The organism is Christensenellaceae bacterium, from assembly GCA_031260975.1.
Classification (GTDB): domain Bacteria; phylum Bacillota; class Clostridia; order Christensenellales; family UBA1242; genus JAISKJ01.
This window is the reverse complement of sequence record JAISKJ010000003.1, coordinates 542,459-563,153: the sequence shown is the minus strand read 5'-3', so window position 1 is coordinate 563,153 and position 20,695 is coordinate 542,459. Positions and strand designations below refer to the sequence as shown.

At 40.6% G+C, this 20,695-nt stretch carries 20 protein-coding genes; all 20 read left to right on the top strand.

Annotated features, from left to right (window positions below):
* The first annotated feature begins 15 nt into the window (after positions 1-15).
* The 20 genes from nth to rlmN all read left to right on the top strand — a co-directional run bounded on the left by nth (position 16) and on the right by rlmN (position 20,694).
* The gene (gene nth, locus LBN07_03285) at positions 16-639 is read left to right on the top strand and encodes an endonuclease III (protein ID MDR0850479.1); all 624 of its coding nucleotides are present in this window, start codon (positions 16-18) and stop codon (positions 637-639) included.
* Between the two features lie 100 nt (positions 640-739).
* A complete protein-coding gene (gene obgE, locus LBN07_03280; protein ID MDR0850478.1) occupies positions 740-2,002 on the top strand; it encodes a GTPase ObgE in 1,263 nt (420 codons plus the stop codon).
* 14 nt (positions 2,003-2,016) lie between these two features.
* Entirely contained in the window at positions 2,017-2,319 is a 303-nt protein-coding gene (locus LBN07_03275; GenBank protein ID MDR0850477.1) for a YhbY family RNA-binding protein, read from the top strand.
* A 236-nt stretch (positions 2,320-2,555) separates the two neighbouring features.
* Positions 2,556-3,419, top strand: coding sequence for a hypothetical protein (locus LBN07_03270; GenBank protein ID MDR0850476.1), 864 nt, complete (start codon positions 2,556-2,558; stop codon positions 3,417-3,419).
* A gap of 9 nt (positions 3,420-3,428) precedes the next feature.
* A complete protein-coding gene (locus LBN07_03265; protein ID MDR0850475.1) occupies positions 3,429-4,253 on the top strand; it encodes a hypothetical protein in 825 nt (274 codons plus the stop codon).
* A gap of 117 nt (positions 4,254-4,370) precedes the next feature.
* Positions 4,371-4,958: a hypothetical protein gene (locus tag LBN07_03260; GenBank protein ID MDR0850474.1), complete on the top strand. Its 588-nt coding sequence runs from the start codon at positions 4,371-4,373 to the stop codon at positions 4,956-4,958.
* A gap of 146 nt (positions 4,959-5,104) precedes the next feature.
* Positions 5,105-5,908, top strand: coding sequence for a purine-nucleoside phosphorylase (locus tag LBN07_03255; protein MDR0850473.1), 804 nt, complete (start codon positions 5,105-5,107; stop codon positions 5,906-5,908).
* 117 nt (positions 5,909-6,025) lie between these two features.
* Positions 6,026-7,192 (top strand): D-alanyl-D-alanine carboxypeptidase, encoded by a 1,167-nt coding sequence (locus LBN07_03250; GenBank protein MDR0850472.1) that lies wholly within the window; start codon positions 6,026-6,028, stop codon positions 7,190-7,192.
* A 275-nt stretch (positions 7,193-7,467) separates the two neighbouring features.
* Positions 7,468-8,148 carry a site-2 protease family protein gene (locus tag LBN07_03245; protein ID MDR0850471.1) on the top strand — a complete coding sequence of 227 codons (681 nt, stop codon included), beginning with the start codon at positions 7,468-7,470 and terminating at the stop codon, positions 8,146-8,148.
* A 93-nt stretch (positions 8,149-8,241) separates the two neighbouring features.
* Positions 8,242-9,015: a segregation/condensation protein A gene (locus LBN07_03240; GenBank protein ID MDR0850470.1), complete on the top strand. Its 774-nt coding sequence runs from the start codon at positions 8,242-8,244 to the stop codon at positions 9,013-9,015.
* Positions 9,005-9,646, top strand: a complete 642-nt coding sequence (gene scpB / locus LBN07_03235) for an SMC-Scp complex subunit ScpB (GenBank protein ID MDR0850469.1) — start codon at positions 9,005-9,007, stop codon at positions 9,644-9,646. The genes LBN07_03240 and scpB overlap by 11 nt, the downstream gene beginning before the upstream one ends.
* Positions 9,647-9,690: 44 nt before the next feature.
* Positions 9,691-10,296 (top strand): class I SAM-dependent methyltransferase, encoded by a 606-nt coding sequence (locus tag LBN07_03230; protein ID MDR0850468.1) that lies wholly within the window; start codon positions 9,691-9,693, stop codon positions 10,294-10,296.
* A gap of 250 nt (positions 10,297-10,546) precedes the next feature.
* Entirely contained in the window at positions 10,547-10,942 is a 396-nt protein-coding gene (locus LBN07_03225) for a DUF4190 domain-containing protein (protein ID MDR0850467.1), read from the top strand.
* Positions 10,943-11,111: 169 nt separating this feature from the next.
* The gene (locus tag LBN07_03220) at positions 11,112-13,301 is read left to right on the top strand and encodes a UvrD-helicase domain-containing protein (protein MDR0850466.1); all 2,190 of its coding nucleotides are present in this window, start codon (positions 11,112-11,114) and stop codon (positions 13,299-13,301) included.
* Positions 13,302-13,362: 61 nt separating this feature from the next.
* Complete coding sequence (ligA, locus tag LBN07_03215; protein MDR0850465.1) at positions 13,363-15,303, top strand: NAD-dependent DNA ligase LigA; 1,941 nt, start codon at positions 13,363-13,365, stop codon at positions 15,301-15,303.
* A gap of 174 nt (positions 15,304-15,477) precedes the next feature.
* On the top strand, positions 15,478-15,687 hold the full coding sequence (gene rpoZ, locus LBN07_03210; protein ID MDR0850464.1) for a DNA-directed RNA polymerase subunit omega: 210 nt from the start codon (positions 15,478-15,480) through the stop codon (positions 15,685-15,687).
* 2 nt (positions 15,688-15,689) lie between these two features.
* A complete protein-coding gene (gene priA, locus LBN07_03205; protein ID MDR0850463.1) occupies positions 15,690-17,873 on the top strand; it encodes a primosomal protein N' in 2,184 nt (727 codons plus the stop codon).
* Positions 17,874-18,069: 196 nt separating this feature from the next.
* Entirely contained in the window at positions 18,070-18,558 is a 489-nt protein-coding gene (gene def, locus LBN07_03200; GenBank protein ID MDR0850462.1) for a peptide deformylase, read from the top strand.
* A complete protein-coding gene (fmt, locus tag LBN07_03195; GenBank protein MDR0850461.1) occupies positions 18,555-19,478 on the top strand; it encodes a methionyl-tRNA formyltransferase in 924 nt (307 codons plus the stop codon). Before def ends, fmt begins: the two co-directional genes overlap by 4 nt.
* Positions 19,479-19,659: 181 nt before the next feature.
* The gene (rlmN, locus tag LBN07_03190; protein ID MDR0850460.1) at positions 19,660-20,694 is read left to right on the top strand and encodes a 23S rRNA (adenine(2503)-C(2))-methyltransferase RlmN; all 1,035 of its coding nucleotides are present in this window, start codon (positions 19,660-19,662) and stop codon (positions 20,692-20,694) included.
* Position 20,695: the final 1 nt, after the last annotated feature.

The following is a 20,695-nucleotide window of genomic DNA, read 5'->3' as shown; positions in this document are numbered from 1 at the left end:
GTGATATAATGGGGCATGGCTGATATAAAGAGAATAATGGAGACTTTGGGCAGTGAATTTGCTTATGCCAAAACCGAGCTGAAATATGACAACATTTTTCAGCTTTTGGTGGCTGTTATTTTGTCGGCGCAGTGCACTGACAAGCGAGTGAATATGGTAACTGAGGAGTTGTTTAAGAAGTATAAAACTCCTGCCGATTTTGTAAGTCTTAGTCAACAGACGTTGGAAGGGCTTATTCATTCATGCGGGTTTTATCGCAACAAAGCAAAAAATCTAATAGCTTGCGCCAAAATTATTGAAGAAGAGTTTGACGGAATTGTGCCTAGCACGCGTGAACGGCTTATGACATTGCCAGGAGTTGGCAGAAAGGTTGCCAATGTGATTATGGCAGAGGGATTTAATAAAAATGCTATTGCCGTAGATACGCATGTTTTTAGGGTGAGCCGTAGACTGGGGCTCAGCAGTGCTAAAACTCCAGAGCAGTGTGAACAGGACCTTATGAAGCTCTTTCCTGAAGAGCTTTGGTCGCAGATGCATATACGAATGCTACTTTTTGGCAGATATAAATGTCGCGCTATAAAACCCGATTGCGAGGGGTGCAGTTTTTGTGATATATGTATGAAAACCGTGAAGAAGTAATATTGATTGAATGTGCAGTTTTGTGCAAAAATCCGCAGGGATCTTTGCGCAAAACTGCACCGATTGATGATGATATAAAGAATGTAAAAAGGAGAAATAAATGTTTTTAGATAAAGTTACCATATTTGTTAAGGCCGGCAACGGCGGTAAGGGTGCGGTGAGTTTCAGAAAAGAAAAATATGTAGCCAACGGCGGCCCTGACGGAGGAAACGGTGGGCGCGGCGGCGACATAATCTTTAAGGTCAGCCGCGACCTTAATACGCTCATTAATTTTAGATATGAAAAGCACTTTAAAGCTGAAAACGGCGAAGGGGGTGGGCGTAAAAATTGCAACGGTAAACAGGGTAGAAACCTGATTATTCCGGTGCCGCGTGGAACAGTTGTCAGAGAATTTGAAACGGGCCGCATTATTGCCGACATTTTTGAGGAAGATAAGGATTACATAATTTTGAAAGGCGGCAGAGGAGGAAGGGGGAACGCCTTTTTTGCAACTCCCACCAGACAAGCCCCACACTTTAGTGAAGAGGGTGAACAGACCAAAGAATTCAATTTGGTTTTGGAGCTGAAAACCATTGCCGATGTCGGCATAATAGGTTTTCCGAATGTAGGAAAAAGCACTCTGCTTTCAACAATCAGCAACGCCAAGCCCAAAATAGCTAATTATCATTTCACTACGCTTTTCCCCAACCTTGGTGTTGTTCAATATTTTGAGCACAGCTTTGTAGTGGCGGATATCCCAGGTCTTATTGAAGGCGCCTCGGGCGGTCTCGGGCTGGGGCATGACTTTTTGCGGCACATTGAGCGCACCCGTATGCTTGTGCATGTTATAGATATTTCTTCAGTCGACGGACGTGACCCATATAACGACTTTTTAGTGATAAACGACGAGCTTAAAACATTCAATAAAAAACTCACCAAACTCCCGCAGCTGGTGGTTTTGAACAAAGTGGATATTGCCACACCTGAGCAAATTACCGAATTTAAAAAGAAAGTAGGTAAGAAATATAAGGTTATTGAGGTCTCAGCTCTTATACGAACCAACATAGAGGAGATGGTGACCGAGATTTATAAGATGCTGAAAGATATTCCGCAGCCGGAAGCAATGCCGACAGAGGTTATGGAAATTGACAAGCGCGACACAACCTCCATAAATATACTCAAAAAGAAAGAAGGTTATTTTGAGGTTTCGGGCGGCTATGTTGACAACCTCATCAGAAGCATAGTTCTCAGCGATTATGCCTCAAATGCATACTTTCAGCGGCGTCTTAAGGATGACGGCATCCTTGAAATGCTGAAAGTTAAGGGAGCAACAAATGGAGACACAATACGTATTTCAGATATAGAATTTGAAATGCTGGATTAGAGAAGGAGAAAGATATGTTAAATTCAAAACAAAGGGCCAAAATAAGAAGCTATGCAAACACTCAGGAGACCGTTTGCACCATAGGCAAAGAAGGCCTTACCGATGCGGTGCTTGAAAGTATTTTGGCGGCTCTTAGTGCCCGCGAGGTAATAAAGGTTTCAATAAATCAAAATTTGAGCACCGAGCCTCAGGAGTTGGCTGATGAAATTGCAAAAAAGCTTAAAGCGGATGTGGCAGGTGTTGTCGGACGTAAGATTATTTTGTATAAGTATTCCGCTAAGGTTAAGGAACACATAGATATAAAAACAGCTGACTAAACTTTATTGTCATTTAATAAGCGTTCAATAGACGCGGCAATCTCATAATTTTATTATTTATGGGGGATTGTTTTGTAAGTTTGCTGTTGAGGCACGGGCTGCAATGACAAAAGGGATTGACTTAGTTTTTAAACACCAAAATATGGTTCTTGGTAACAAAGGGAAATAGAGGGCAGAAAAGGCCCTTGTTTTTTGTGTCGAAATATGGTATCATATGTCAGAAGTGAGGTATGTTTATGGCACAAGTTGCGGAGAGATTTAAAAGAAAACTCGGAAAACTACAAGAAGAACTTGAAAATATGCCGTATCCTGAATATGAAGATAAGGATAATCCTGATTTTAATCTCTTTAACCATTTTTATCATGGTGGGCACCTTTTGAATGAAATGAAAAACGGATGCTTTATTACAGAAGAAATTATAAACGGAGGTTACCCGTGTCTGCGAAAAAAGCTGCTTGACAGTGTTTGCAGTTTTGCTGCCGAAAGATATTTTCAGCGTGAAATTTATTATGATTTGGCTGAGCTTTTTGAAATAAAGTTTAAAGCCTTTCAGGATGACGGTCTGGATGAACGGTTTGAGCATGTTTTGCAGGGTGACATAGCGAATGCCCAAAGCATAGACCTTAATGTTGTCTTAGAGCTGAATAATTTTGGCAGGGCTGTTGGAAATATGCTAAAAACCTCTGACAATCCTCAGGTTATAGAGACTCACAAAGACCTTTTAAGGTATCTGCCCGAGCAGACACAGATTGACATAATGCAAAATTATGTGAGCGGCGCATGCGAGCTGTATAAAGACTTATGTGATTATAAAATGCCAAGCCCTGAGCACTTTATTAAAGACTTTATATTAAATTTGTTTGATAAAAATGAAGAAGGCAAATATACTCCGATTGCATCCGACATAGCCATCGGAGCGCTTCTGGGGCATCTGAAACGAAATGATTTTATTCACGGAAAAGAATTTGGTATGTATAGAGAAGTTGTTGGTATGCTTAACCATTGGTATTATAACGGTGAGGGGCACATAGAGGATTTTGTAAAGATGGTTCCTCCGCCGAATGTTAAACCGCTTGAAGCGTTTGAATTTATAGAATGAGAGGCAAAAATGAGTAATATAAACAGACTTGAAAAATTGAAAAACACTTTTGATAAGCTGCCGTACCCTGAATGTAATAAAGACAGCGCAGATTTTAAGCTTTTTGATGAATTTTTTGAAAAATATCTTAATCAGGAAAAATACAGCAATTACGTTGTGCTCGAAAATGTTATACAGGGAGACTTCCCGTATTTGCGAAGAAATTTATTTTATCGGGTTTATAGACCGGCTATAAATAAAAACAACAGAAACCCAAATGAACCCATAAGTATTTTTGAGGACCCGTTCTGGGACGACCGATTTGAACAAGTTTTGGAGGCTGACGCAGAGGCTATAGAGCAATGTAAACTAATTTTTAATATTCCTTTTGAACTGAGTGAACTTAAAGTATCGTTGGGGGAGATATTTAAAACAACTTCCGACCCTGATATTGTTTATGAGCGTTGTGATCTTTTGCAATATTTGTCAAGAGATACGCAGGTTGAGATAATGAAAAATTATATAAAAGCTGCTCATAGTTGTACGAATGATAATCCGGATGCGTTAATGCCACCCGAAGTGGCTGTTAGTAATTTGGTATGCGAGTTGTTTGAAGTGGACAGAGAACCTACATATAACAGCTATGACAATTCACATAGCTCAAGAAATTACGGATTTCTGATGGTGTCAAAAGAGGCAATCGGCGTGCTGTTGGGGCACCTGCTTGAAAATTACCCTGAAGAGTATAATGAAACATTGGACTTTTTGCACAAGCACCGTTATGTTCATAATATAGCAGAGTATGAAGAATGTGCACAGATGTCTTCAGTTGAAATAAAATTTAATCCTAACTAATTCTTTTTAAAAAACATCGTGAGGTGTTTTTTTTTTGCGAAAGGTATTTTCGTCGGACTTGTAGCTACAAACTTCAATCTTTAACATAAAGCAACAAATTGTGCCATAGAATATATCATGAAAGTCGGCATGATAAAAAGGGGATACGGGATATCTTCAACTATCAGAATGTTCTGGACCGTGCACAAGGTTTATATTCTGTGCTCGGGTATTTTGGTGTTAGCGGCGTGTTTGACAGGGGTGTTCAGTGCTCTTAAACAAGAGCCCTCACAAAATATTATAGACTTTGCGCTGCTGCGGCTGTGCAAAAACGAATTCAGCTTTTTAGGGTTCTTTCTTTGTAGGGCACTTATGTTCGGAGGTCTTCTGTTTCTGATTTGCATTTTGAGGCACAGAATTCTGGGCTTTTTGATTTATCCTATTCTGTGCGTTATTGCCTTTTGTTTTGGGTTTGACCTAACGATGATCAGTCTAATCTTTGGCATAAGTGGTACCCTCGGCATAATTTTTGCAATCTTTATATGCCAAATTGCCTACTTATTTCTGTTTGTGATACTTTCGTCTTTAATATTGAGACAGGCACACGACATAGCGCGCTTCGGAAAATATTGTTGCGACAGCTTTTTAAAAATATTCCTTATATTCCTTGGTGTGCTTTTTGGGATAGCGATTATTCAGGGGATATTAATCGGCATTTTATTTTGAGGGCCGTTTTGCAAAAGTGCCCCAAGGCACTTTTAAAGCCCCCAACGGGGGCTTTGCCAAAAAAAACTTTTTTTTGGCGCAAAAAGGCATCCTACGACCTCGTTATTATTCTTTGATTTTTTTAACTTTTATGATAAAATAAGCCTATGGAAACAGAACTTAAAAAGATCGTTGAAACCTTGAAAACGCATATCCATCAAAAGCCGGATATCGCTGTAATCGCAGGGGGAGGTCTTGGCGGATTGATTGATAAGCTGGAGGACAGGGTAGCCATAAGCTTTGACGAAGCCGGTCTGAAGCTTTTAGGGGAAGACAATGGCTCATTTTTTGCAGGTCGTCTTGGCGGCAAAAATATTATTATTGCATACGGAAGGCTTCATTCTTATAACGGTTATGAAGTGCAATATCCGGTATTGCCGGTTTATGCATTTGAAAAGCTTGGCTGTAAAACACTGATACTCAGTTGTGCCGGCGGAGCAATTAAACACAGCATAAAGGTTGGAGATATTGTCGTAGCCGCTGACCACATAAATTTGTCAGGCAAAAATCCGCTTTATGGCACGCAGTTCAGTCCATACGGAGAGCGTTTTGTTGACCTCAATAATGCCTATAGTCCAAGGCTCATAACTCTGGCTAAGCAATGCGGAAAAGAACTTGGCATAAAAGTAAAAAGCGGCGTTTTGGTGGAATTCCCAGGCCCCACAAGTGAGACGGCGGCTGAAGTAAAAATGTCAAAACATCTTGGGGGCAGCGTGCTGGGGTTTCATGTTGTGAAGGAAGTAATTGCGGCAAGATACGCAGGAATGGATGTTTTTGTGGGTACGCTTATAACAAACTATGCAAGTGCCTTTACTCAAGCGAAAATTGGACGAAATACTATTGACCACAATCGTGAAACTGCAGAGGAATATAATTCACAATTGTTCATAAAGCTTATTGAAAGAATATAAAGGCGGTATCAGATATTGTTTCACCAATGCTTTGACATCTTCAATCACCGTGCGAGGACTTAAAGACTTTTGCATAAACTAAATATAAATGCTAAAACTATCAGAAAGGAGACTGAAATGAAGAAAATAGTTTTAGCGTTTTTTGTTTTGTTTTGCGGGGCACTAGCTTGTTTTGTGTCACTGAATGCTCCAACAAAGGCGGTTTTTGCCCAGGATAATCCCGAATTTGATGCCAAGGCTATATGTTTGATGGAATATAATTCAGATCAGGTTTTGCTTGAAAAAAATGCCGATGCATCTGTGCCTGTTGCCAGCATAGTGAAACTTATGACGATTTTGATAACCATAGAGCAGATTGAGGATGGTAAGCTTGGCCTGAATGATCAGGTGGTGGCCTCGCACAACGCAGCCGGAATGGGCGGAAGTCAGGTGTTTATTGAAGCAGGCGGAAGTTATACTGTTGATGAAATGTTAAAAAGTGTTATTGTGTCCTCAGCAAACGACGCAAGTGTGGTTTTGGCTGAAACTATTGCCGGAAGCGAAAGTAAGTTTGTTGAAATGATGAATAAGCGAGCAGGTGAGCTTAATCTTAACGGAACAGTTTTTGCTAATAGCACCGGACTTCCTGCAAGTCAGCATTCGTGCGCAAGGGATATTGCAAAGCTGCTCAAAGCTGTGACAGGGCATGAGCTGTATCACAAATACAGTACAATATGGATGGATAAGCTCACTCACAAGGGCGGACGGGATACCGAGCTTGTAAACACCAATAAACTTATCCGATATTTTGAGGGCTGCGACGGAGGCAAAACGGGCTCTACTAATGAGGCCGGATATTGTCTGGCTGCCACTGCAAAGCGGGGAGATATGAGGCTTATAGGAGTGGTTTTGGGTGCAAAAAACAGCACAACCAGATTTGTTGCGGCAAGCGGACTTCTTAACTTTGGCTTTTCTAACTTTGAAAACAAAAAGCTGATTGAAAGCGGAGAAATTTTGCAGACCCTTGAAATAAAAGGCGGAAAAACGCCGCTTGAGGCCATCAGCAAAGATGATATAACGGTTTTAGGGCAAAAAGGAGATGACGAAAGTATTTCAACCAAAATCGACATAACCGGCAGCCTCAAAGCACCTGTAATCAAAGGCGACAAGGTTGGGGTAGTATACATGATAAAAGGTGGTATTGTTGTAGGTGAGAGTGACATATTAGCCAAGGATACCGTTAAGCACACTAAGATAAGCGACAACATTATGAAAATTATAGAAAAATGGCAAATTGCATCATAATATAAAAAAGCCCGTCCAAATTATAATTTGGACAGGCTTTTTTGCTGCGACCACACGTTCTTTTGGCCCGACTGTGCAGTCGTGGCACAAAAATGATGAAAAATAGGGCTTAAAATGCATTTTAGCAACATGTATTTTAGGTAAGTTAATACATGCGCTATGGGATTTGCCGCGTCACTATCAGCCTTTTTGCGGGCTATGCTTCCTAACATGTATTATTTAAATAGGATTAAAAAAGTGTTGCACGAAAGCTTCAAATCTAGTATACTTAGTGCATGATTATTTCGTTACTTTGTCAGGATTTAACATTTGCAGAAAAACTGTTGATTTTTTTGGCAATTCTGATTGCGATAATAGTTGCACTTTGTGTGCATGAATTTTCGCATGCATATGCTGCATACAAATGCGGCGACAACACAGCCAAGGAGCGGGGCAGACTTACGATAAACCCCATAAAGCATTTGGATGTTTATGGATTTTTGTGCATGATGCTTTTTGGTTTTGGCTGGGCAAAGCTGGTGCCCATCAACCCTATGAACTTTAAAAACTTTAAGCGTGATACCTTTTGGGTGAGTGTGGCGGGCGTAATCAGCAATATCATTCTGGTCTTTGTTTCTATCCCTTTCTTTTTGCTTGTGGCAAACTTTGGCGACCTTTCTAATCTCGGGTTTATGTTTTTATATAATCTGTTTTTATACTCGGCATTTATCAATGCGATATTCGCGGTTTTCAACCTTTTGCCAATCTATCCGCTTGACGGCTTTAATGCAATTGCGGCCTATCTGCGATATGAAAACAAGTTTGTGCTTTTTATGCGCAAATACGGGCCGATGATTTTGATAGCATTCTTGATTTTAACCGAAATTATACGTTCAGTTACCGGAGTTTCAGTTATTCTGTGGCTGGCTAATCAAATTATCTGGCCCTTCCAACAATTCTGGTTATTATTCTTTTAAATGAAGTTAGGTGTATAGTATCGCTTCTAAGGCTTCAGCCACTATGTGGTCTGCAGAAACGTATACATCACCTTGTAAAGAAAGGAGAATGCAGTGGACAAAAAGAGCAGCACAGAAGTCTTGCAACAGTTGGGGGCTTTTGATGCGGGATACAAATTTAAATTAAACAACTTTGAAGGTCCTCTGGACCTGCTTTATCATTTGGTTAAAGAAAGCAAAATGGAAATAAGCGAAATCAAACTCGCTGATATTACCGAACAATATTTGGGCTACCTCAGCAGTCTTGAAGAACTTGACATGGACAAGGCCAGCGACTTTATTGATATGGCAGCAACCCTTATTGAAATTAAGTCAAAATATCTGCTGCCCAGACCCGAAGAGGATACAGGCGAAGCCTTTGACAGTGAAATTGAATTGATACGTCAACTTAAGGAATTGGAGCTCTTTAAAAAAGCGAGCGAGCGGATGAGGCCGCATGAAAATATAGACAGATTTTATAAAGAACCCGACGAGAAGGTTAATGATTATCGGTTTGTGCTAAAAGACATGCAGCTTGACGGACTTTTGAACGCACTTTCGAATATGCTGGTGAGAATAAGGGTTGAAGAGCGGCAGGAAGTGGTGCGAAAGATTGAGCGGGACAGGTGGACGGTTGCTGAAAAGATTGCCGAGATAGAATTTGCACTAGAAGAAAACAAGGTTATACGCTTTAGTCAGCTATTTGACACAGGATATAGCAGAAGCGAGGTTATTAATGTATTTTTAGCTCTGTTAGAGCTTTTGAAGATGCAAAGGATAACGGCTAAGCAGGTAGACTTTGGCGGGGACATAGAGATTATTATTAGGGAGAACGAGAATGCAGAGTAACAATAAAGAACTAGAACAGGTTATTGAGGCGATTTTATATATTGCAGGCCAAGGAGTGGAAGTTGAGGAAATAGCCGAAAAGCTTGAAATTAAAGAAAAAACGGTTGAGACAGCCATTGAAAATCTTAAAACAAAGCACGCTCAGAATGGTATAAATATAATTACATATAAGGGCAAGGCGCAAATGTGCTCAAACCCCAAATATTCCGACGATATTGCGGCGGTGCTTAATCCTATCAAAGAAAAGCAGCTCACTAAAGCTGCCCTTGAAACTATGGCAGTCATAGCCTATAAACAGCCCATAACCCGAACGGAGATTGAGCAGGTGAGAGGAGTTAACTGTGACTATGCTGTGCAGATTTTGCTTGACTTTAAGCTGATTGAAGTAATAGGTCGCAAGGATGCGGTAGGCAAGCCCTTGTTGTTTGGCACTACTGACGAATTCTTAAAACGCTTTCAGTTGCAGTCTGTGGCTGACCTTCCGGATTATGAGGACCTGCTTGAGCGCATAAGACTTATTCATGCCGACAAAACAGACGCGCTTTATAATGAATTTGACATCCCCGACGAGGAGGAGCTACCTGAGCATCTTTTGGGTGAAGAAGAATTAGAAACAATTACCGCAGATTGATGCGGAAGTGCTTAGTTCTGCTGTTTTATTAAAAGGTAAAAAATATGAAAAAGTTTTGGGCGCAACAATTTAGAAAGCCGACAGGTTTTGGCGGCAAAATCTCAACCTTTTTGATGAACGTAATCAATGGACCCATGTATAAGGTTATAGAGCGCTCGGTAAAGCAAAACAGTACTATTTTGGACATAGGGTTTGGAAACGGATACGCACTAAAACAATTGCTGAAACTCAGCAATTCAGTTTTTTATGGCATTGATATTTCGGCTGATATGCAAAAGCTTGCGTGCAGGAAAAATAAAAAATCCATAGAAAGGGGACGGCTGCATTTGGCTGAGGCAAGTGTTGAGGCTATCCCGTTTAAACAAAGCTTTGGTCAGATATATACCATTAATACCGTTTATTTTTGGGAGGACCTAAAAGCGGGGTTTCAGGAAGTATATAGCAAGCTGGAACCCGGCGGAGAATTTTTGAACATATGTTATACCAAACAGTGGCTTGAAAAAACAAGCTTCACTCAATACGGCTTTGCAAAATATAGTGAAGAAGAGTTATTGAGTGCTGCCAAAGAAGCCGGGTTTTTGGCCGAGCTTATACCAATTAAACCGAAAAAGTCATTTTATATAAAAGCAGTGCGTCCTTTAAAGATATAAATCCTAATGATTAATGAAATGTTTTAGGGCTGTTTTTATGTGTTTCTGTGCCAAAATACCCGGTCGGAATGTTCGACTTTCTGGTCGCATATAAAACTGCAGCGTAATTGCCTCTTTTGATGTAACATACCAATGTCAGCCGGAGGAGAACTCACACTAAATAAAAACATGACAAAAAATGTCAAATTTATTGCAATTTTAGCATAAATATGATATTATCAAATCAACAACACAAGGGGGGAAATTTGAAATGTTTAATTGTCCGAAATGCAGTGCTGAGGTGCGTTATGGAGCCAAATATTGCAAGCATTGCGGCTGTGAGATGAATTGGGACAGAGTTAATCAGCAGGCTGTCGGCGGCAGTCAGGCTATGAGCGGAACAAATGCTAAATGGTCGGTTTTGTCTATAGTGGGTTTTGTTTTATCTCTTACTATGTGCGGAATTATCTCGCTGATTTTGTCGATATTAGGAAAGAAAGAATGTAAGGAAAAAGGCTATCAGGGCGGAGGATTGGCTCTTGCCGGAATTATTATATCCGTTGTGGGTATGGTGTTTGCGGTTATTGCGATAATAGGTATGTTTATTCTTATGAATGTTTACGGAATAACTTTGGCTGAATTTTTTGAAAGATTTTATTATGCATAAAAATATTTAAACAACAGGGCAGTCCTCTTAAAGGACTGCCTTTTTGCGGGGTGCCCCCGCCAGCTATATAACTTGCCGCCCATCACCAATCTTTGCGGGAAACAATCGGAGTATGGGCAGATATTAGTTTTTAGTTGCCTGAGGATGCCGAATTTGATATACTATGCCAATGAGTAAAGTAGATGTAAACGAACTTAACAGTGAGCAGCAGGCCGCGCTTTTTGAAACGTTGGGCCCTGTTTTGGTGACGGCGGGTGCCGGCAGCGGAAAGACCCGTCTTTTGATTTATCGCATAGCTTATCTTATAGAGCATATGAACGTTGAACCCCGAAATATTTTGGCAATAACCTTTACTAACAAAGCCGCAAATGAAATGAGTGAGCGTCTTAATAAAATGCTTGATGGCACACATGGAATATGGATATCAACTTTTCATGCAATGTGCTCCAAAATTCTGCGAAGTCACATCATAAATCTAAAAAGCAAGGACAACAACGAAAAGGGGTTTGATAATAACTTTTCAATTTATACTGACACTGACAGTAATAAGGTTCTCAAAGAAGTATGCGCTAAGTTTAACTTTAATGAGGATAAACAAATAAGGCTGGCCTCGTGGCACATAAGTAATGCTAAAAACAACAACCAGACGCCGTGGGAGTATCTTAAGAACAATCAGGAAGCGGCTGACATTGAAATTTATACCAAGATATATACCGCTTATCAGGTGCAGCTTAAAAATAACAATGCACTTGATTTTGATGATTTACTTACCAAAACTTATGAGTTATTTGTTTCATGTCCGGATATTTTGAACCACTATCAAAACCGGTTTCTTTATATCCATGTGGATGAATTTCAGGATACCAACACTGTGCAATATCAGATAGTAAAGCTTCTGGGAGCTAAGCACAGAAACGTTTTTGTGGTGGGAGACGAGGACCAATGTATTTATGGTTGGAGAGGTGCTAATATCAGTAATATCGGCAGTTTTATGCGGGACTTTGACGGCTGTAAGGTCTTTAAGCTTGAGCGCAACTACCGTAGCAGCAAACAGATTTTGAAGGTGGCCAACAACCTAATTAAAAATAACCAGAGCCGTATTGAAAAGGTTTTGTGGACAGAGAACGATGACGGGGCACAGATAGAGCAGTATGCCGCAGCGGATGAATATAAAGAAGCTGAATTTGTTGCGGCCAATGTTTATAATCTGGTAAATTCGGGGAAATATAAGTATGGTGACATAGCAGTTTTAATGCGCCTCAATGCTCTGACACATAGCTTTGAAGAAAAGTTTTTGAATTATAACATTCCTCATATTGTGCTTGGAGGTCAAAAGTTTTTTGACAGGCTGGAGATAAAAAATTTGATAGCTTATCTGCGTATTTTGGTTAACCCTCAAGACAGTGCTGCACTGATGCGAATTATTAACTATCCCAAACGAAATATCGGTGACACAACGGTTGAAGCGCTAAAAACGGCCGCCGAAGCTCAAAATGTCAGCCCTCTTGAAATCATTATAAACAGCGATGAATATATGTTAAGCGACACCATAACTATGAAGCTAAACGTATTTAAAAGCCTTTATAAAGATATTGAAAGTGCTTATAAAGATTCTCAGCCTTATGATGCCATTGAGCACATTGTTAAAAAAACGGGCATAAAAAACATGTATAACACCAAAAGCGAAGAGGATATAAGCAGGATAGCCAATATAGATGAGTTTTTGACACACACCTATAGCTATTTTGAAACTAACCCCGGCAACACAATGGGGGACTATCTGCAAAGTATATCTCTCATCAGCGACATTGACACCTATGACGACAAAAATAATGCAGTGGCTTTAGCTACCGTACACGCTGTTAAGGGTCTTGAATTTAAGGTAGTGTTTGTTGTGGGACTTGAACAGGGGGTATTTCCGATTATACGGCAGAGCGGAGGTGACCTTGAAGAAGAGCGCAGGCTGATGTATGTAGCGATAACCCGTGCCAAAGAACGGCTGTATTTGACACATGCTATGAGCCGTGCACTTTATAATGAACGAAGATATACCAATAAATCACAGTTTTTGGATGAACTGAGCGGTGTTGATAAAAAGACAGTTCAAGCGATGGATGCATATAACCTTACAAACTTTACTGCAAACAAGATGAGTTTTTCCGTCTCCGCCATAAATACACCCAAAAAGGTGGATGCTAATGGATTTACACCCGGTAAACAGGTGCTTCACACAAAATATGGTATAGGCATTATTGTGACGACGGATACATTAAGCAACGACAGATGCATTACCGTAGATTTTAAAGGTATCGGGATGAAGTCACTATCGATAGATTATGCACCGATTAAGCTGTTGTGAAGATATTGGCAGCACCACAATAGTTTAATTTTATAGTAGGAAAGGAGGAGAGAAAAAGGATATGAGTTATGAACCGCGTATGAAAGAATTGATAACGCTTGTTAACGAAGCGATTTATAACTATTATGTGCTTGACAATCCCACAATTTCTGACGCTGAATATGACAAGCTTTATGACGAGCTGGTCGCCCTTGAAAAAGAAACGGGGATAATTTTGAAAAACTCGCCCACGACAAGGCCTGCCGGAACGGTGTCGGCAGAATTTAAAAAAGTTACGCATGAATTCAGGCTTTATAGCCTTGACAAATGTAATTCGTATGAAGAGCTTAAAACATTCATGGAGGATATTCAAAAAGAATGGGATGGTGCCAAGTTTAGTCTGGAGTATAAATTTGACGGGCTTAGATTGATACTCAAATATAAAAACGGAAAGCTGACAACTGCTGCTACACGAGGCAACGGAACTATCGGCGAGGATGTTACACTGCAAGTAAAAACCATAAAATCGGTGCCGAACGAAATTGATTTTAAGGGCGAGTTGACTGTTTGCGGTGAGGGTATGATAACCTTAAAAAACTTTGAAAAGTATAATGAAACGGCTGAGGAGCCTCTAAAAAACCCGCGCAATGCTGCAGCAGGTGCTATTCGTAATCTTGACCCTATGGTCACTAAGCAGCGAAATCTGGATGTGTTTTGCTATGATATTCTTAAAGCTGAGGGTATAAGTTTTGGCACACAGAAGCAGATGCATGAATTTTTAAAAAAGCAAAAATTTCTCACCGGTGAAATGTTTTTTGTGTCAAATTCTTCGGAAGAAATAATAAATAAGATAGAGAAAACCGATAAAACAAAAGATAAGTTTGACATAATGATTGACGGCATGGTCATAAAACTTGATGATTTGAGGATAAGGGAAGAGGTAGGGTACACTTCGCGCTTTCCTAAGTGGGCGATTGCTTATAAATTTGAAGCGGTTGAAATAACGAGTGTTTTGGAGGACGTAATCTGGCAGGTAGGAAGGACAGGCAAAATTACGCCTATCGGAAAACTTAGCCCTGTAGAGCTTGCCGGAGCCACCGTTACTCGGGCGACGCTTAATAATTATCAGGAAATACTCCGCAAAAAGGTGAAGCTGGGCAGTTCGGTTTTCGTAAGAAGGAGTAATGAGGTAATACCTGAAGTGCTGGGGCTGGCGCAGGATTATGAAAGTTCAAAGCCGATTGAAAAAATAGAACGCTGCCCGTGTTGTGGCTCACAGCTTGTTCAAGTAGGACCAAACCTTTTTTGCAAAAATCCGGAATGTAAAGAACAAATAATTGGAAAGCTGACGCACTGGTGCCGCCGCAACTGTATGAACATTGAAGGCATAAGCGACAAAATTTGTGAAGTGTTATATGAAAAATGCCGCATGCGAAGCCCTGCAGATTTATATACCTTGAAAGCTGACGACCTGAAAGGTCTTGAAGGCTTTGGCGATAAAAGAATAGAAAATATCCTTTTTTCTATTGAAAAAAGCAGGAAGGTAACACTGAACAGATTTCTGGATGCCCTTGGTATAAACGGTGTGGGCGAAAAAACTGCCAAGGATTTGGCCCGGAACTTTAAGACTTTTGACAATCTGATGCAAGCAAAATTTGAGGACTTGATTATTATTCCTGATATTGGAGAAATAGTAGCAAATAATATACTAGCTTTCTTTAAGGATAAAACCAACATGCAACTTGTTCAAAAGTTGCTGCAATACATTGAACTTGAAGCAGCAGCAGAGGGTGGTGACAAGCTTAAAGGTAAAAGGTTTGTGCTGACGGGAACACTGAGTACGTATGACCGAAAGCAGGCGGAAAAGTTGATTGAGATGAACGGCGGAATGGTTTCGGGAAGTGTGTCGAAGAATACTGATTTTGTATTGGCAGGATACAGCCCCGGAAGTAAGCTTGAAAAGGCGAAGGAACTCGGCGTTGCTGTTATTTATGAAGAAGAGTTTTTGAAGATGATTAGGTAGCGGTTTTGCGCAAAAAACCGAAGGTTTTTTGCAGCATGAAGCCTTTGGCTTCATGCGCTGCCGTGCATGCACGGCAGGCAAAACCGCATCTATATAAAACGACACTCAAAACACTTGAGTTTTTTTAGAATTTATGATATACTTATCAAATAAAAAAGATGGTGGTGAAAAAATATGATGTTATATCCTGAAGTAGAAAAATTAGCCCAGAAAGTAGGAAATCCTTATGCTCTTGCGAGCATTGTAGGCAAAAGAGCTAAGCAGCTTGAAAAGAATATTCCGGATATTATAGAACACTCGCCCGAAAAGGCCATATCTCTTGCTGCCCGTGAAATTGAAAGCGGCAAAATTGTGGCAAGCTCCGGCGCAAATGATGATGAATAAAGATGATAGCAGAAGTTATTGTAGATATTTTAAACAGTAATGTTGACAAGATATTCGATTATAATTGCCGCGAGGTCCTAGAAGTTGGGCATAGGGTGCTGGTGCCGTTTGGAGGCCGCAATACCCAAGGATATATTATAAAACTTAAAGCATCAAGCACACTTGAAAAAGATAAGCTGAAAGATATTATAAAGCCTCTGGATGAGACTCCGGTTTTGACCCCAAAAATGATAGAGCTGTGTTTTTTTATGAAAGACAGGTTTTTTTTGCGTCTTGCCGACACTATACGATTGTTTTTGCCGCCGCAAATAAGAAGTGATCTTGGGCATAAAACTGTAAACATAGTGACACTCACTGATAAATGTGATATATCCAAAATCAAATCAAACGCCAAAGCGCAGCTCGGAATAATTCTTCACCTAAAAGAAGCAGGCAGCGATAGCACAGCCAATATAAATAATAAATTCAGCTCAGCTGCCCTAAAAAAGCTCAGTGAGCTGGGTTTTGTAAAAATCACTCCGCAAAATGTGTTGAGACGCCCTATAAAAACACTGACGGTTGAGCATAAAGACATTACTTTAACCCCGCAGCAGCAAGAGTGCGTGGACTTAATAAACAAGGCAAAGAACACTGCGTTTTTGCTGCACGGAGTGACAGGCAGCGGCAAAACCGAGGTGTATATAAGCGCAATTAAAAACGTACTTGCAAAGGGTAAATCCGCCATATTTTTGGTGCCTGAAATTTCTCTTACACCTCAGATGCTGTCAAGGTTTACAAATGCTTTCGGCGACACAGTGGCACTGCTTCACAGCAGCCTCAGCGCCGGAGAGCGTTATGACGAATTTTATCGCCTCAAAACCGGACAAGCGAAAATTGCAATCGGGGCTCGCAGCTGTATTTTTGCGCCCCTTGATGACGTAGGGCTTATTGTAATTGATGAGGAGCACGACAGCAGTTATTTCAGTGAAAATAACCCTAGATATTATACTCATGAAGTGGCGCGGATGCTGGCTCATATACACGGCTGTAATTTGGTTTTAGGAAGCGCTACGCCCAACGTAGAAAGCTTTTTTAAGGCGCAACAGCATATCTACAAGCTTTTAACGCTTCCGAATCGCGCCGGCGGAGCGGAGCTGCCGCAAATTATAATTACAGACATGCTCAGCGAAATCAGAAACGGCAACACGGGAATATTTTCGACTGTTTTCCTAAAAGAGCTTGAGAATTGTATCAAAAATGAGAAACAAGCCATGATTTTTATTAATCGCAGGGGATATGCTTCGTTTATGATGTGTAAAGAATGCGGATATGTTGCAAAATGCACAGACTGCGATGTATCGCTGGTTTATCACAAGGAAGAGGATATGCTTAAGTGCCACTATTGCGGAAAACGCTTCAGGGCGCTGACAGGGTGTCCTGCTTGCAAAAGCGAATATATAAGACAGGGGGCAGTAGGAACACAGCGTGTAACTGAAGAGCTTGGCAAAATCTTTAAGGATGTGCCAATTCTGCGTTTAGATAACGATACTGTAACGGGCAAGGATAGTTATGGCAAGATTTTAGAACAGTTTAACAGCCTAAGCCCCGCAATTTTGGTGGGTACGCAAATGATAGCAAAGGGGCATGACTTTAATAATGTAACGCTGGTAGGAATTATAGATGCCGATTTAAGTCTGCATTTTAGTGATTTCCGTGCCACAGAGCGCACTTTTCAGCTTATTACTCAGGTTTCAGGCAGAGCTGGGCGCAGCCGGCATTCGGGAAAGGTCATTTTACAGACATACTTCCCTAAGCATTTTGTTTATAGGTTTGCCCACAACTATGACTATATGGCGTTTTATAAAAAAGATATAAATCTGCGTGAAGTAACAAAATTTCCGCCGTTTGCAAAAATACTTAGAATTTTAATATCTTCTGAAAATGAACAAAAAGCAATTGATGTTACGCGAGAAATAAACATAAAAATCAGTGCGCTTAAGAGTAAGTATAACAGTGATTTTATATACTTTCAGGCAATGAAAAGCCCCAGAGGACGCATAAAAAACAAGTTTAGATATCAGATTTTGATGAGATTTTTTTTAAAGAGCGAAAAGGAGATTGTCACTGATATTCATAAAATTGTGGACGACACTAAGTTTCGTGATGTGAGCTTATTTGTGGAGCTTAATCCGCAGAATTTGAGCTAATAAAAATTTCATGGAGCGGTTTTGCGCAAAAACCCAAAGGGTTTTTGCAGCATGCCAGCATTTGTGCTGGCATGCGCTGCGGGCCAAGGCCTGCAGGCAAAACCGCATATCTAATCAAAAATGCTTGTAACAAAATCAATATTATTCTATAATTGAATAGGTATTCAATTTAAAATAAAATCTAAAGGAGGAAACTATGGCAATACTTAATGTAATAAAAGTTAATGACGATGTTGACGGAATTTTGCGTAAAGTGTGCAAGCCTGTTGAAAAGTTTGACACAAAACTGCACAAGCTGCTGGATGATATGCATGACACTATGCTTAATGATGATATCCTGGGCGGACTTGCGGCACCTCAAGTTGGGGTGCTTAAACGCGTTATTGTTATAAACGTAAACAATTTTTATATTGAGCTTGTCAACCCCGAAATTATCGCAAAGAGCGACAAAATGTATCCTTGCCGTGAATCGTGTGCAAGTGTGCCCGGGGTGAGGCGAAGGATTGCACGTCCGCGTAAGGTTACAGTGCAATATTTTGACAGGGAGGGCAACAAGTTCAGCATTGAAAGCCGCGAATGGATGGCCCATCTTTTTCAGCATGAGCTTGACCATCTTGACGGAATATTGCTAACTGACCGGCCCGAAACTCTACCTAAAGAACAGCAAAATCAGGGGGGAGCATGAAAATAATCTTTTTAGGAACTCCGCAGTTTGCGGTAAATATTTTAGCAAAACTCATTAAAACCCAACATAAGGTTCTGGCAGTGGTAACACAGCCTGACAAACCGTGCGGGCGCGGGCACAAAGTTGAAATGCCTCCAATAAAACCGCTGGCGTTGTCAAATAATATCCCAATTCATCAATTTAAGAGCATCACAAAAGAAGGGGATATCCTCAAGGAATATAACGCAGATATCGTTATAACTGCAGCATTTGGCCAGATTTTGAGGTCAAATGTGCTTGAGATGTGCCCATATGGCGTAATCAATGTGCACGCATCGCTTTTGCCCAAATACCGCGGCAGCTGTCCTGTTCCGTGGTCGATTTTACACGGCGAAACTAAAACAGGTGTTACCATAATGAAAACAGAGGCGGGAATTGACACGGGCGATATGATTTTGACCAAGCAGACTGATATCCTACCTGATGAAAATGCAGATGAGCTTTTAGAGCGTCTCAGTCATATCGGGGCAGATGCCTTGATAGAAACTTTGGATAACATAGAAAAGGGAACAGCAAAATATGTTCCGCAAGACCACTCACAGATGACTTACTTTCCGATGCTGAACAAAGACATGGGAAAGATTGACTTTAATAAGACTGCGGATGAAATTATAAATCTTATACGCGGCCTCAATCCGTGGCCTGCAGCCTTTGTTTTGGATGGTGAAACACGAATAAAAATATATAATGGTGCAGCGGCAAAGTGCAATGATAAACAACCAAACGGCACAATAATCAGCGCTGACGACAAAAATGGTTTGGTAGTTAAATGCTCCGGCGGAGCAGTAAGCCTTGATATCATTCAAGCACCAAACAGCAAAAAAATGAACGCAAAAGACTATTTGAGAGGCAACAGGCTAAGTTCAGTCAAGTTTGAATAATACACAATATTTTGGCATAGTATTATGCAAAATTACACTATATGTAGTATTTAATAGGCCAATCTTGCGCACCTAATGTATTATAAAAATATCTGGCAAAGCGTCATTGCATGTCAATACCGGCGATGTGCTTACGAAGCAATCTCACATGCATTTTTCTCTATGATTATTAAGGGGTTTTATGGATATATTAAGTTTAAGTCCGCAGGAGCTAGAAGAAATACTTTTAACAATAAACCAGCCCAAATATAGGGCAGGTCAGATTTTTGGCGCTCTTCACAGCGGCAAAAAGATAAATGAAATCAGCAATATCTCAAAGGACTTAAAGGAATATTTAAACAATACTTTTTCTGACATGCGGGTTGAGATAATCAAAGAGCACTGTTCCCCTGACGGCACGGTGAAATATATCTATAAACTTTTTGACAGCAATATTATTGAGGGCGTGCTCATGCAATATAAGCACGGCAGCACTCTGTGCGTTTCCACTCAAGTTGGGTGCCGCATGGGCTGCGCTTTTTGCGCTTCGGGACTTGACGGACTTATAAGAAACCTCAGTGCCGGCGAAATTTTGTCGCAGGTAATCATGGTAAATGCACATCTTGGCGGCAATCCGAAAGAACGTAAAATTACCAATATTGTGCTTATGGGCAGCGGCGAGCCGTTGGACAATTATGATAATGTGGTTAAATTTATTAGGCTCGTCAACTACAAAGACGGCATAAATATCAGCACACGTAATATTTCGCTCAGTACCTGCGGCTTGAGTGACAAAATAAAGAGCCTTGCCGCCGAAGGTTTTGGTCTAAATCTTAGCCTCAGTCTGCATGCACCAAATGACAAAATACGGAATGAAATAATGCCGATAAGCCGCGCCCATGACCTTGACAAGCTTATGAAAAGTCTGCGGTACTATTTTGAAAAGACCAAACGTCGAATTATAATTGAATATATATTGTTAAAAGACATAAACGACAGCCTTAAGGATGCCGATGAACTCAGCCGGCTGACAAAGGGCCTGCCTTGTCACATTAATGTGATAAATTATAACGCAGTAGCAGAAAAGCCGTTTGAAAAGAGCAGAAATGGAGTAGCGTTTGTGAAAAGGCTCGTGGAAAATGGAAGCAGCGCCACAATGAGGCGGACCATGGGCGACGACATCAGCGGCGCATGCGGGCAACTGCGACTGCGATATGTCGGAGATAGAAAGGAGTAAA

Excerpts from the sequence above, each read along its gene's own strand:
- nth (MDR0850479.1), top strand. The coding sequence starts at position 16 with ATGGCTGATATAAAGAGAATAATGGAGACTTTGGGCAGTGAATTTGCT.
- obgE (MDR0850478.1), top strand. The coding sequence starts at position 740 with ATGTTTTTAGATAAAGTTACCATATTTGTTAAGGCCGGCAACGGCGGT.
- LBN07_03275 (MDR0850477.1), top strand. The coding sequence starts at position 2,017 with ATGTTAAATTCAAAACAAAGGGCCAAAATAAGAAGCTATGCAAACACT.
- LBN07_03270 (MDR0850476.1), top strand. The coding sequence starts at position 2,556 with ATGGCACAAGTTGCGGAGAGATTTAAAAGAAAACTCGGAAAACTACAA.
- LBN07_03265 (MDR0850475.1), top strand. The coding sequence starts at position 3,429 with ATGAGTAATATAAACAGACTTGAAAAATTGAAAAACACTTTTGATAAG.
- LBN07_03260 (MDR0850474.1), top strand. The coding sequence starts at position 4,371 with ATGAAAGTCGGCATGATAAAAAGGGGATACGGGATATCTTCAACTATC.
- LBN07_03255 (MDR0850473.1), top strand. The coding sequence starts at position 5,105 with ATGGAAACAGAACTTAAAAAGATCGTTGAAACCTTGAAAACGCATATC.
- LBN07_03250 (MDR0850472.1), top strand. The coding sequence starts at position 6,026 with ATGAAGAAAATAGTTTTAGCGTTTTTTGTTTTGTTTTGCGGGGCACTA.
- LBN07_03245 (MDR0850471.1), top strand. The coding sequence starts at position 7,468 with ATGATTATTTCGTTACTTTGTCAGGATTTAACATTTGCAGAAAAACTG.
- scpB (MDR0850469.1), top strand. The coding sequence starts at position 9,005 with ATGCAGAGTAACAATAAAGAACTAGAACAGGTTATTGAGGCGATTTTA.
- LBN07_03230 (MDR0850468.1), top strand. The coding sequence starts at position 9,691 with ATGAAAAAGTTTTGGGCGCAACAATTTAGAAAGCCGACAGGTTTTGGC.
- LBN07_03225 (MDR0850467.1), top strand. The coding sequence starts at position 10,547 with ATGTTTAATTGTCCGAAATGCAGTGCTGAGGTGCGTTATGGAGCCAAA.
- LBN07_03220 (MDR0850466.1), top strand. The coding sequence starts at position 11,112 with ATGAGTAAAGTAGATGTAAACGAACTTAACAGTGAGCAGCAGGCCGCG.
- ligA (MDR0850465.1), top strand. The coding sequence starts at position 13,363 with ATGAGTTATGAACCGCGTATGAAAGAATTGATAACGCTTGTTAACGAA.
- rpoZ (MDR0850464.1), top strand. The coding sequence starts at position 15,478 with ATGATGTTATATCCTGAAGTAGAAAAATTAGCCCAGAAAGTAGGAAAT.
- priA (MDR0850463.1), top strand. The coding sequence starts at position 15,690 with ATGATAGCAGAAGTTATTGTAGATATTTTAAACAGTAATGTTGACAAG.
- def (MDR0850462.1), top strand. The coding sequence starts at position 18,070 with ATGGCAATACTTAATGTAATAAAAGTTAATGACGATGTTGACGGAATT.
- fmt (MDR0850461.1), top strand. The coding sequence starts at position 18,555 with ATGAAAATAATCTTTTTAGGAACTCCGCAGTTTGCGGTAAATATTTTA.
- rlmN (MDR0850460.1), top strand. The coding sequence starts at position 19,660 with ATGGATATATTAAGTTTAAGTCCGCAGGAGCTAGAAGAAATACTTTTA.